This is a genomic window from Bradyrhizobium sp. in8p8 (genome assembly GCF_000426845.1).
Classification (GTDB): Bacteria; Pseudomonadota; Alphaproteobacteria; order Rhizobiales; family Xanthobacteraceae; genus Bradyrhizobium; species Bradyrhizobium japonicum_C.
The window spans coordinates 1-12,224 of record NZ_AUGD01000026.1; the positions used below are offsets into that span (position 1 = coordinate 1).

Here is a 12,224-nt window from a genome sequence, read left to right on the forward strand (position 1 = left end):
AAGCTCGCGTAGCGCGGCCGCATCGAGCATCTGCTCGGCCAACAGCTTCTTCAGCTTCGCGTTCTCCTCCTCGAGCGCTTTCAACCGCCTGGCCTCGGAGACATCCATGCCGCCGAATTTGGCCTTCCAGTTGTAGATCGTCGCCTCGGAAATCCCGTGCTTGCGAGCCAGGTCGGCCGTCTTCGCCCCGGCCTCATGCTCCTTCAACACGGCGATAATCTGCTCTTCCGTGAACCTTGCTCGCTTCATCTGTCCGTCCTTTTCAGGCCGGACTCTAACTCCATCTGGAGGAAATACTCAGGGGCAGGTCACGATGCCCACGCCAGACGCTAGAGAGGTCTAACCTGCCGCCTGGCATCGATCGTTTGAAAGCCAATTGCTGCGTGCATCTGTCGAGACGGACGACACATGGTCTGCGCCGGCAGCTGGCCCCTGCTAGCGACGTTCTCGAACTGGCTCTTTCTCTGTAATTCGGGAAGGTTTCAGTGTTGCTCGATTTCGCCGAGCCGTGGTTGAGGAAGGGGCGACGAGGCACGCCACGGAAGCGTGCCAAGCCAGCTTGCCTGGGCGCCAGATGCGGATTGAAAACCAGTAGGTCGCGCGGGGTGTCCCCGCGGTGCCGATCGTGCCGGCATAATGCGGGTATAATGCCGGCATTATACGGTGCGATCAAAATTCGACCTTTCGATTCAAAAGCGTACAATGGAATCTTGCGCGTGTTGAAAACTCTCTCGGGAATGCTGGATGGCCGTCCCGGCGAGACGGAATTGCCGTGCCAGCGGCGCTGGCGACGCCTTTGGCTGGCGTGTCACGCAGTGGTGATGGATTCGATTGCTGAACTCGTGCGTCGCGCCCGTATGGGCGACCATCAACAGGTGTGGCGACCGTGCTCGGACATGTTGTCGGTGTCTGTCGCGCAGGGCGCACCACAGCTGGATCGCTACCATGATGGAGGCGGCGCACCAGGCTTGGGGTTTCCCCGCGTCGACTAGGGCTTGCAGCGAATGCGAATATTTTTCGCATTCGGCGCAGGGATGCGCTCTGCTGAGGCTGTCGCAAGCTGCCATCATTTTGATATTGTTGACAAATTCTGAAATGTGCTCTCATTATTAATGCAAGGTTTGCAACGAGACATGTCAACAGGAGTACCCATCGTGAGGGGCGCGGAGCAGTTCAATTACGATCAAGTTGCGCCGGACAGGGCAGAGGAACTGCGCAAGCTTGCCGGCGTGATCCGCCTGGGTGTGAGACTGCTGACGCGGACGGCCGTGGAAATAGGTAGGTCCCTGAGCGAGGCGAAGGCCGGCCTCCCTGGCCGGGTGTTCCTGAAGTGGTGCCGCCTGGAAGCGGGCTTCGAGCCGCGCACCGCCCAGCTCTACATGAATCTGCCGGATCTGTTCGACCGTTATGGAGAGGATGTGTATCTCGTGCCGCTCAGCGCTGCGTTGGATCTCGCCGCGCCATCGGTTGACGAGGCGACCTGTGTCGACATCCTGACGCGTGCCCGCCGTGGCGAACGGCTGACGGTCGAGTTCGTGAAGGAATGCATTCGGCGGGCAAAGGGCAAGGAGGGCAACCCTGACCAGCTGGTGTCCGAGGGGGCTACGGCGATGTCCAACATGCTTGCGAACGAGATCGGCATCTCCACGAAGATGGCACTGCAGAAATTTCTCGGGGCTAGCCCCGGGGCACATGATAGGCACTTCATGAAGAGCTTTCGGGAGCGCATCGCGAAAGACCTGCGTCAGAACAGTGTGCGTGTGCGCATGCCATTGACCCGCCGGTTACCGGCGGCCCAAATCGGCGCGTCTAGCTCACCTGGTGATGCAGCTTGAGGTCACGACGGGTTGAGCCGGGCGTCTTCGGCTGTGACCTTATGTGTATGCCTTCGGGCGCGCGAGCTTTGCTCCGTCGGCCATGATCGCGCGGAGATCTGTCCAGCTCCGGCGAGCCGCTCCAATCTGTTTGTAGCGCATCCGCAGAGAGACGGGTTGCTATGGTTATGGCATGGATTGCGCACGACCGATGAACAGAACGGTCCTCAGCGTGCAATGAATGCAATTTCTGGCTTGCAAGAGCTCATGCGATGTTGACGACGTCCATTACACGTTCGAGGTCATCATGTCGCATTGCTCCATCCACTCCGAACCTCTCAAGCGCAAGAACCGTCATACTGCAGCGGCGCGGTTCGCCTATCAGACCTGCTCCGTCGCGACCGATTGCTTCAGACATGTCGACTACCGCCGCTATGCCCCTTTTCACGTCGGAGGCGGCGTGCTGCTGCCGATAGGAGCGCCCGCAGAGTTTGCCAATTGGGAGCGTTTTCGCAGCGCGGCCATGTCGACTGAAAAGCGGAAGGACGCTCAGGAGGGCAGAGTTCTTGATTTCGCTCTTCCCCGCGGGGTGGACCGTATGTTGCTACTGCCGCTTGCGGCGTTCGCGCTGCTGCCCTTTGTCGAGCGGGGGATGGCGGTGCGGCTGGATGTCGAATGCGTGGAGGCAAGCGACGGTGAGCCGAACCCGCACGCTCACAGCTGGCTCTCGCAACGCGTGTTGAAGCCACACGGCTTCGGTCCGAAGGAGCGCATCGAATGGAGCCGGCTGTTCCTGTACGACGACGGCAGGTACGTGCGGGCCCTGATCGGGGGGAGGCTTACGCTTGGCTGCGCGATTCTGGGCATTGACGCCTACGTCGACCCGCGCCGGAATAAGGCGAAGGGAGAGGGAAGTCCGGAGAAGCGGCGGCCGCGGTGGATGTTTCGCGCCAGCAATGAGGGCAGGAAGGTCGAGGCGATCGAACAGCTGGCGAAGGGCCGAGAGCTGAAGAAGAAGGGCGAGGCGACGAAGCAAGATCCAGAGCCGGAGGAGGGGAGCGTGATCGTGACAAACGCCGCCATGTATTCTGTCCCCAAAAAGCGGTCGGGCGAACTTAGGGAAAAGTTCGCGGATGCGGCGCAGAAGGCGGGTTACGAGGTTTATGCGCGATCGGACTCCAAAGCGCTGGCGCTCCATGGGACGTCTGTCACTTTCGCGGGCGGCAAATTTAGGATCGCGGCAACGGGCAGGTCGGAGGATGCTGCTATCGTTGCGAGGTTCGCTCGCGAACTCAACTGGCCAGCCTTGGTCGTGAAGGGAGGTGCACGCCTTGCTGACCTGGTGGCAATCGAGGCCGCAAAGGAACACGTCTTTATGGTCAATCGCGCCCCCCGCGGCCCTGCCCGGGATCTCATTGCGCGGGCGTTCTACAGCGAGATGAAGGACGACATTGCGCGCCACGATCTGCTCGGGATCGCCGCAGGGTTCTACGCGAAGTTCGAGGCGAACCAGGCTGCCCCGCAAGTGGCTGAAGCGCTCGATGCTGCCCTGCAGGTGGATGTGGGCTGCGATCTTCAAATGCCGGCAAAGCCGGTGGTGCCGAACACCGCACCAGCCCGGTGGAGCAATGTCGCTGAGCCGGCATCCATCGTCGCTGTGCCGACCGCAACGTCGGAGAACGAGAAACACGTAACCGTCGGGTGGGATGATGTGAGGCGAGCCGCTGCTTTCTCGTCCGAGGCGATCGCTCCAACGTCTGGAGATCGCAGTGAGGCTCGCCGGCCGTCCAGAGTGGGCGGGCCCTCCAACCCTCCTCGATCGCCGGCAGACCTGAGGGTACCGAGCACCGCTCCAATCGTGGCGAGCGAGGTCGGCGCGCTCGCTTCAGCGGTCGCGCCCATTGCGAGCCCAGGGAATGGCAGCCGGCGCGTGGCCACCGGCGGGGACGTGAGGCGAGCCACTGCTTCCTCATCCGAAACGATCGCACGAGCGTCCGGACATCGCAGAGAAGCCTCCCGATTGCCTCGACTGGGTGTGGCATCGAACAGCCCTTCTCGATCGCCGGCAGGCCCGAGGGCTCTGAGCACCGCTCCGCTCCGCCCGAGCGAGGTCGCCGGCCTGGCTTCAACGGTTGCGGCCATCGCGACGTCGGGCAACGACAGCCTACACGAGGCCGCTGGTGCCGATGCGAGGCGAACCGCCGGTTCATCGTCCGAACCCCTCGGAGGCCTCGAAATGCCGTTGCAGGCCGATTCCTGGAAGGTCAAACCCGATCCAATCAGGTCGGGGCGCGATGCGCTTGCGCTTGAGGTCGGTTTCAAGCGGCAGCGGCAAATTCACGAGGAGCTCGACGAATTCCTGCGTCGGAAGACGGGGCAATCGCCCGGGCTTCGGCGTGAGGGCGCCGCTTCGCCGAGGAACGCGAAGCTTCAGCAGCCGACGAGGCCTCCCCAGCCGATCCCGCAGTGGCCTGCCGAAATTCCCGGCCTCAATGATGAGGCGGTCGAGACGGAGGAGCCCGACTACCAAGCGCCGCGTTTTTGACGCTCGGCCACTGCGGTCTTGTGCTCGTGCATCAGCTCATGCTCGGCAGGCAGAACACCGGCCTTTCTCAAAATGCTGTTGCCTGCCGGTCATTAACCATCAGTTGGCGTGCCAGCTGGAATATTCCGAGAACAGACCGCATATTGAGCTTACCCTCGCGGATCCCTGCGAGGCGGCCGCCGCCGGTGCTACCAACACCGACGAGCGGCCTGACCACAACCGACTTACGAGGAGTCAGTCATGGCTAAGCGCCACTATATCGCCGATTCGGCGATCCTTCTTCCGTCCTCTCCGATGCTCCGTGTCCGGTCCGATGTGACCGGCGGTTGCGCTTTGGTGCCCGGGGGCGGGCCCACGGTGGACGGCACGGTCCTGCCCAGCATCACCCCCTCTATCGACTAGGCACGGATCGCGAGGCGCGACGTCATGCGTCGCGACGGCGTCGCATGAATCGGTCGCGGTCCGTGGCCTGCGCTGGCAATTCCGCGCATCGAGGACGCCAATCCTGGCGTCCTCGATCTCTGCGGATCATGCCAGGCAAGCTGCAATGACGGCCCACGCCCTGCGACGTCTGGCAGGGCGTCGCGTGGCGCGTCAGCCAGTCCGATGTCGACCTCGCGATCTCTCAGAGGACAGAGAGATCGATCCATGAAATTTCCCAACGAGACCATCCCGATGGTGCAGCCTTGCACCCACACGATCTATCGCCCGTTCGGTGGCGTCGAGGATTATCGCCAGATCCACGATCCGGCCGGCCGGCTCGCGGTCACGGCGTTTCCGCTGTCGATGGCCAGGAGCCTGGCGGCGACCTGCGAGCTGTGGTCCGCGTGCTACGTCATTGCCGGGCGAGACGAAGCCTATATCGGGGAGAGCAACCGCGCGGTCAGGTGCGTCGCCGAGCATGCCGCGGCTGCCTCCAACATCTTTGGCGCGGAGGCCTACCTGCTCCACGCACAGGAGCCGCACGTACTGCCATGGTCGGCGCGACTCCGCCTCGCGCATCGTTTGAACGAACTCGCCAAAGAGGCAGGTCTGGTCACCCTGGCCAACACCGTTGAGCCGCGGGGTCTTCCTTGCCCGGGAGAACACGCCGCAGCCCTGGAGCGGCTAGTGGCCGATGGCCGCCGCCTGCTGTTCGATGCCGGCTGCCGGATCTTCAACGCCAACCTTGTGAGGCAGCTGCCGGCGGAGGCCGAGTTCGATGACAATCAGGCTGTGAATGCGGTCGTCGAGACCGGCTTGCCGATGGCGCCGCCAGCCGAAGGCGAGCTTGAATTCGATTATTGCTGCATCTGGGCGCGCGGGCACCACGATCGCGAAGGGTTCGTGGTCCGGGCCGGATCGGAGGTGCGCAACATCGAGACCCCAAGCCTCAGGCAGAACATCAAAAAGCTCCGCGCGGATCTCCTCGCCATGGGCGTCGTGGTACCGATCGCCGGCATCAAGGATCGCCTGCGCTTCCAGGTCGACTGGCGCTTCTTTTCTGCCGCGGTCGCAGCCAAGTTCGTCGCGGGAGCGCATGTGGCCAGCACCAAGTGGGTGCGCCCGCGCACTCCCGGGCCGATCGCGCGCGCGGAGTAGGAGCGGCCGGATGTCCAATTCCACGGCAATGCCGGGGCACGAGCCCCGGCAAGATGGCGAGGCCCGTCTCCGCGGCCGTCTTGGCGAAGGCGGCGCGCCGATCGAGAGCACCGCGCCGGCTGGAGGGGCGGCGACGCATCCGGGTGCGGATCACGATGGCCGGATGCTCGATGTCTCATCGCCGATCGTCCGTGCGCTCGTCGAGATCTCGCCGCTGCGCTGGTGGCGGTCGATGCCGGCGGACGCTTTTCGGGCGGCGGAGTACCTCGCGGTCCGGTCCACCCTCGAGGAGGTCACAAGGCTGATCGAAGGCGCCGAGGTCGAGCCGGCGCTGCAAGGGGATGCCGAAGCGGCCATCGCGCTGGCGCGCTCATTGATGCCGATCACGCGCTTGGGCGGGATCAAGACCGACATTGCGATGACTGCCTTATTGTCCCTCGCGCTCGAGGGGGAGCCCAGGTGCGCGCTCGTGCTCGCTCACGTGATCGATCGCGCCGAGCACGATGCCCAAAAAGCAGATCAGCTGTGCGGCTCCTGGTTGGCGTTTCGCTTCGGCCGCTCGGCCCGCTGCGGCGGCTTCAGTCCGGCCGAGACAGCCTTGCTGAAGACGCTGCGGGCCTTCGATGCCCTGCGCCCGGGCAGGGAAGGCCGCGCATGAGCTTTCCGTCGTCTCTCGTCCTCAAAACCACCACGCCTGCCCGTCGGACCCGCCGCGCGGAAACATGCGGAGCCTGGCGCGGATCCATGCTGCGCAAAGGACGCCCGAGGCGATCGAACTCGTTGCGAGGGTGCGCTCCAAGCCGCCCGAGCCGATCGCGCCCTCGCTGCCGACCCACCAGCAAGCCTAGCGCTTTGGCGACTTCTTCCGCCGTTCGAGCCAGTCTCTCGCAGCCTCCTCAAGGATCTCCGAGGCACTGGTGTCGTCCTCGAGAGCGACGCGCTTGATCGATTTGATCAGCTCGGCGTCCAGGGTTGCGAAGAAGTTGCGTCTTGGCTGCGGGACCGCCGTCTTGCCTGCTTTTGCGGGTTTTCCTTGCTCGGCCATGGGCTCTCCGTGGGTGATGAGGGGGCAAGGATTCGCCGGTAGGCGAATCCTTGAAGCCGGGCCGAATGTAGGCCGTGCTCGGTCAAATAACCATAGGTAACTTGCTGGATATGGGCATATCCTATCTCACTAGGTATATAGATGAACGTTGACATGTATCGCTGTTTATGGTTCGTTCTCGGTCACAGCGGTGGTAGCGAGGGATTGTGATGGCGCGTGACGAGAGGGATTGGCGGGGCGAACTCGTGCGGGCCTACCCGGATTTATTTCATCCCGCCGGCGATCCGCCGCCTGCGCGGACCTTGCCGGACGTCGCCGACGGCTGGCGCGATCTGCTGGAGCGTGTCTGCGCGCGCATGCAAGCGGCGCTGCAGCCGGGCGAGACGATCCGGATCATCCAGATCGACAAGAAGTCCGGCAGCCTGCGGGTCTACTGGCGCGGCGACGTCACTCCGCAGACCGCCGCCAGGCTGCACGAAGCGATTGCGCTTGCCAAGGCACGCTCCACCTGCACCTGCGAGTCGTGCGGCGCGGAGGGGCAGCTTTGCTTTGTTGGCAGTGTCTACATGATCCGTTGCGCCGCCCACGTCCAAGGCGAGCTGATTCCGACCCCGCCAGGCCGGGAGAACGTCCACCTTGTCCGTGTCTCGATGGCGGATGGCTACCGGATAGTGGCGCGACGCTACGACCGCCTGGCTGACCGTTTCGCTGACGAGGACCCGGCAGTTCGAGAAACAAGGAGGCCTGAGACAACTGTTACCGCGGATTGGCGCGTCGATCTCATGCAGGCTCATCCAAAGCTGTTCGCGATCGTGCAGGCCAAGCCTCAGGCGTCGTTCGGTTATCCATCCTGCCGGTCAGGGTGGCGAGATGTTCTCGACCAGCTTTGCCGGAGAATTGAAGCCGCATTGGCGCATAACGAAACTTTCAAGTTCGTCCGCATCGGCACCAAACTGGGCCTGCTCTGGATCAAGTGGGAGGGCGAGGTCTCGGGCGAGAGTCGCGCGAAGATCGAAGACGCCATCAGCCTCGCCGTCCAGCGCGCAAGCTGGACCTGTGACATCTGCGGCCTGGAGGGATCGGTCGCTGCAGCATGCTGAGGTCTTTCAACACAATGCTTTTCCGAACACACCCAGGGCAATGCCAAAAGGCCAAGCCATCGGCGGAGCGAGAACATCCGTCCACCGCAGGGGCCTTGCTTCGCGTGCGCCCCGGAAGGGCACGCGGCCCGCGCGCAGATTGGAGCGATAGGATGGCTGGATTCCGGTGTGAGCGCGAGGGCGCGTGCGATGACCAGCCGTACCGCCACGAATGTCCGCTCTGCGGATCGGCGGACATCGTGTTCGCGCCTGGCATCGATGAGCTGGCGGAAGAGCTCGTGGCGGCGCTGCTCGATGCCGAGCCTCTCGATGACGGCGACAATGAGCATGAGGACTGACGTGCGTCTATGGGTTGTGTCGGATCTACATGTGGAACTGACGCGAGGCTGGGACCTGCCGGCTCCCGATGCGCGGCCGCGGTTCGACGTCCTGGCGGTCGCCGGCGATCTGATCCCCCGCATGGAGCGGGGCGTGAGGTGGCTGCACGAACGCGTCCCTGATCGGCCAGTGATCTACGTGCCCGGCAACCACGAATTCTACGGCGCCGATATCGATCGGACGGTCGAGAAGGCGAGAGCGGCAGCAGCCGGCACGAACATTCATGTGCTGCAGCACGACTACGTCCGGATCGGTGATGTCACTTTCGCCGGCGCAACAATGTGGACGGATTTCGATCTGTTCGGCGACGCGGATCGCGCCATGTTTCTTGCGGGCGAGCGGATGAACGATTTCCGGAAGATCCGGATCGGGGGCTATGCCAGACGATTCCGACCGCCCCACGCGCTGATCCGGCATCAGCAAGCCCGTGCATTCTTCGAATCGCAGATGCGCGGGCCCCGTCCGGGCAGGCTGGTCGTGATCTCTCATCATGCCCCTCATCCCGGCGCGCCTTCGCCGCTGTCCGATCCCCCGAGGCCGGACGAGATCCTCAGCGCCGCCTATCGCAGCGACCTGACCGCTCTCATGCGCCCGGCCGCCAATGATGGACGCGGCACGCTGAAGCCCGCTGATCTCTGGATCTACGGCCATACCCACGCGTCCGACGACACCGTGATCGGCGCAACGCGCGTGGTTTCGAACGCAAAAGGCTACGGACCCTGGCCGCCGCAGCAGCGCGCCTGGGACAACCGGAGCTTCGATCCAAAACTGACTATCGAGATCTGAAGGGGCAGCGAGATGCCATGACGGATATCGAAGACCACCGGACGCAGGCGGACGTGCTTACGTCCTTTCCATGACGGTAAAACAAGGTGCAAGAGTATGCGTGACACGACAGACGCCCAGACCCCGAACGATTTTTTTATCTCGGCCAAGACCACCACTGCGATCCCTGTGCGACACCCGACAGTCCGGGATGCGCTGATTCAGGCGTCCCTCGATCCGCAGGTGCGTTCCATCGATTACGTCGCCAGCGCCCAGGTTGCCTCCGCGCAGGTCGCGCTCGATGCCGTCGTCCTCCAGCGCGAGGATGGTCGTTATGGCCTCGACATCGTGCCGGCGCGACGCGTCCTCGACCTCGACGAGGGAGGCCTCGCGCTGATCGCATGGGATGAGCTCAAGCTCGAGCCGCTTGAAGTGACGGCTGAAGAGCTAAGCCGCGAGCCGCGGCGCAGCAATGCGAACCTGGTCTGGACGTATAGCGGCGTGGCAGTTCCGGTGGGCTTGCGCCTGCGCATCCAGCAAGTCCTGCTCGAGGAAGGGCCGATGGCGCTCGGCCAGCTCCTGAAGGCTTTGGACGGAGAGGGTGAGCCCGCGGTAGCAGTGATGGCGCTCGCCTGCGCCAATCTCGTCTGCCTCGATCTCTTCTCCCAGCCGCTGAGCCCGACCACGCTCGTCCGGCTCTGCGTACAAGCGGGCACGCATGGGCTCTGAGGAGGAGACAGCCGATCTTCCGGGTGCCGTGGAAAACGCGGTCTCGACAGGCGCGGCGGCGGATTCCACCGACTGTGACGAGCGCCTGAAGGGAGTACCGCGCCTTCTGCGCTATGCCATGCTGGTCACCGATGGTAGCCAGCACGTCATCGAGCGGCTGATAGCAGAGATCCATGAGCTGTGCCCGCAATTGCCGCACACCGTCGCTTGGGCGGTCGCGCGCACGCTTGACAGCGCATTAGAGTTGGCGGCCGAGCTCGACCATCGTGCGGTCGCTCAGGACCAGCCGAACTTGCGCAGCCTGGCCGACTGCGTCCGGCTGCTGTCGCTGCCGACGCCGCATGGTTCCAACTATATCGAGGAGCACCGAAGTGTCGGCAAGGCGCTAGTCCAGGCTTTTTATGCGAGCGCCAGGCATGTGGAGCAGGAGCTCTGCTGCGATCTCGAGGGATTCACGTTCGGCTGGGCAGCGCTGCCGGCCTGCACCGGCATGCTGTCCAGAAGGGCGTCGGCGGCGACGAATGCGGCCTATCTTGGCCGCCGCATTGCGGAGCAGCGTGTCACTGCCGCGAAGGCGGCAGTCCGGCGGAAGCTAGCGGAAGAGCACCGGAAAAAACGGGAGGCCGAAGAGCAGGAAACGGCAGCCACCTTGCAAGTGACGCCGGCGGCGACCGCGGAAGCCATTCCCGCCGGCCACGTCATCGTGGCTCACCTCGAGAAGAGCGAGATGATGAATCCCAAGCTGAAGGAAATTCTCAAACCACTCGCGCACGTCATCAATACGCCCCTGCCGCTGGTCGAGGCGCCGCCGCTGCATAGGGTCCGCAACGCGCTTGCATTCGAGTTTCCCTATGCACTGAACGTGATCGACTTCGCGCTGGCCGACCTTGTCGGCCGCGCGACCGTTCGCCTGCGGCCGCTGTTGCTTGTTGGTGATCCCGGCGCCGGCAAAAGCAGATTCGCCCGTCGGCTCGGCGAAATCCTCGGCGTCAGTGTGTGGCGGGAGGACGCCTCGCGCTCCGATGGCGCGGTGTTTGGCGGCACCGATCGGCGCTGGTATTCGGTCGAACCCTGCCATCCCTTTCTCGCAATTGCGCGAGGTAAAATTGGAAACCCGCTGGTGCTCATTGACGAACTGGAAAAGGCGGGCACGCGGTCGGACTACGGCCGCTTGTGGGATTGCCTGCTCGGCTTCTTGGAAGTTGAGACCAGCGCCCGCTATCCTGATCCGGCACTTCAGACGACCCTCGACGTCTCGCAGGTCTCCTACGTCGCAACTGCCAATAGCATCGAGCCGTTGCCCTCGCCGATCCGCGACCGCTTTCGCGTCGTGATGTTCCCGAAACCGTCAGCCGACGACCTCGACGCGCTGCTGCCGGCTGTGCTGGATGACCTCGCACGGGAGTGTGGCCTCGATGCGGCCTGGGTGCCGCCGCTGGACGGCGTCGAGCGCGCCGCGATCGGGCAGAGTTGGCGCGGCGGCTCGATGCGGCGGCTGCGCCGGATGGTGGAGGCGGTCCTGCGCGAGCGCGATCAGCGGGCAGCGCGAAATTGAAATGACCGTCGTCAACATCTGTCTCGTCGACGCGCCCGCGGACTGCTCCCCCGCGTCGCAGACCTTCGCCATCAACAATGGTCCGCAGAGGGCGCTGCGACGGCCGGCATCAGCAAGCTGAGGATCATTTGGAAGTTATTTGTGCGAGATAGTGTCATGAGACTGCTGGATGCAGAGATGTGCGATGGCGAATTGCTGCTCGTCCTCCGCGGAAACTCCGCCCAGATGTTCGCCGCCAAGGCAGCGATGGCGGATATCCTTGGATGCGGGGTTCATCTCGTCTCGCCGGGAATGATGCGCCGCATCAGGGGCAGCCAGAGCAAGGCCGGCGAATCCCCCCTCGAGTGGCTCGCCCGGATCGCTATCATTGATACCGTCGCCGGCAACATCTCGGCGGACGAGCCCGTCATCGTGCGGCACTCCGGCATCATGGGTGGCAAACCGGTCTTTCGGGGCACGCGCGTGTCGCCGGGGCCCGTCTTTGCCCTGCTGGCCGACACGTCGATCGACGAGTTCGTGCGTGCGAAGTACCCGTCGCTAGAACGAGACGAGATCACAACCGCCCTGCAGCAGGCCTGCCGTCTGCTGGAGCGAAATGCGCCATGGGTAGAGCAAGGATGATCGGTTCAGGGGGATGCGGTCACTGAGGGCGGGGAGACCCTCGCAAGTATCTGTCTTCACCAGAAAAATTCCGATCGCACCGTATTGTGCC

Annotated in this window: 12 protein-coding genes; 10 read left to right on the top strand and 2 right to left on the bottom strand. The window is 63.8% G+C overall.

The features are described 5' to 3' along the window. Nucleotides 1-249 (bottom strand): transposase (locus K408_RS0133920; RefSeq protein WP_028146119.1); only part of this gene is annotated, 249 nt, incomplete at its 3' end. 905 nt (nt 250-1,154) lie between these two features. Between K408_RS0133920 and K408_RS0133925 the strand changes: the two genes are divergently transcribed. The 4 genes from K408_RS0133925 (at nt 1,155) to K408_RS0133945 (ending at nt 6,598) form a co-directional block, all read left to right on the top strand. Next, on the top strand, nt 1,155-1,835 hold the full coding sequence (locus K408_RS0133925) for a DUF3102 domain-containing protein (RefSeq protein WP_196232440.1): 681 nt from the start codon (nt 1,155-1,157) through the stop codon (nt 1,833-1,835). 220 nt (nt 1,836-2,055) lie between these two features. Continuing rightward, a complete protein-coding gene (locus K408_RS40520; RefSeq protein ID WP_024343014.1) occupies nt 2,056-4,359 on the top strand; it encodes a MobA/MobL family protein in 2,304 nt (767 codons plus the stop codon). Between the two features lie 648 nt (nt 4,360-5,007). Beyond that, the gene (locus tag K408_RS0133940; protein WP_024343015.1) at nt 5,008-5,940 is read left to right on the top strand and encodes a DUF4357 domain-containing protein; all 933 of its coding nucleotides are present in this window, start codon (nt 5,008-5,010) and stop codon (nt 5,938-5,940) included. A 10-nt stretch (nt 5,941-5,950) separates the two neighbouring features. Then, nucleotides 5,951-6,598 (top strand): hypothetical protein, encoded by a 648-nt coding sequence (locus tag K408_RS0133945; protein WP_024343016.1) that lies wholly within the window; start codon nt 5,951-5,953, stop codon nt 6,596-6,598. Between the two features lie 186 nt (nt 6,599-6,784). Here the strand turns inward: K408_RS0133945 and K408_RS0133955 are convergent, their stop codons facing one another. Beyond that, complete coding sequence (locus K408_RS0133955; RefSeq protein WP_024343017.1) at nt 6,785-6,985, bottom strand: ribbon-helix-helix protein, CopG family; 201 nt, start codon at nt 6,983-6,985, stop codon at nt 6,785-6,787. Between the two features lie 209 nt (nt 6,986-7,194). Here K408_RS0133955 and K408_RS43005 point away from each other — a divergent pair, with 209 nt between their 5' ends. From K408_RS43005 to K408_RS39460, 6 genes are all read left to right on the top strand, one after another. Continuing rightward, the gene (locus K408_RS43005) at nt 7,195-8,085 is read left to right on the top strand and encodes a hypothetical protein (protein WP_024343018.1); all 891 of its coding nucleotides are present in this window, start codon (nt 7,195-7,197) and stop codon (nt 8,083-8,085) included. A 152-nt stretch (nt 8,086-8,237) separates the two neighbouring features. After that, nucleotides 8,238-8,423, top strand: a complete 186-nt coding sequence (locus tag K408_RS0133965; RefSeq protein ID WP_024343019.1) for a hypothetical protein — start codon at nt 8,238-8,240, stop codon at nt 8,421-8,423. Further along, nucleotides 8,413-9,249: a metallophosphoesterase gene (locus K408_RS0133970; protein ID WP_349509780.1), complete on the top strand. Its 837-nt coding sequence runs from the start codon at nt 8,413-8,415 to the stop codon at nt 9,247-9,249. Before K408_RS0133965 ends, K408_RS0133970 begins: the two co-directional genes overlap by 11 nt. A gap of 96 nt (nt 9,250-9,345) precedes the next feature. After that, complete coding sequence (locus K408_RS39450) at nt 9,346-9,957, top strand: hypothetical protein (protein ID WP_024343021.1); 612 nt, start codon at nt 9,346-9,348, stop codon at nt 9,955-9,957. Then, entirely contained in the window at nt 9,947-11,512 is a 1,566-nt protein-coding gene (locus tag K408_RS41535; RefSeq protein WP_024343022.1) for an AAA family ATPase, read from the top strand. The genes K408_RS39450 and K408_RS41535 overlap by 11 nt, the downstream gene beginning before the upstream one ends. Before the next feature lie 156 nt (nt 11,513-11,668). Next, complete coding sequence (locus K408_RS39460; protein ID WP_024343023.1) at nt 11,669-12,133, top strand: DUF433 domain-containing protein; 465 nt, start codon at nt 11,669-11,671, stop codon at nt 12,131-12,133. Nucleotides 12,134-12,224 lie beyond the last annotated feature (91 nt).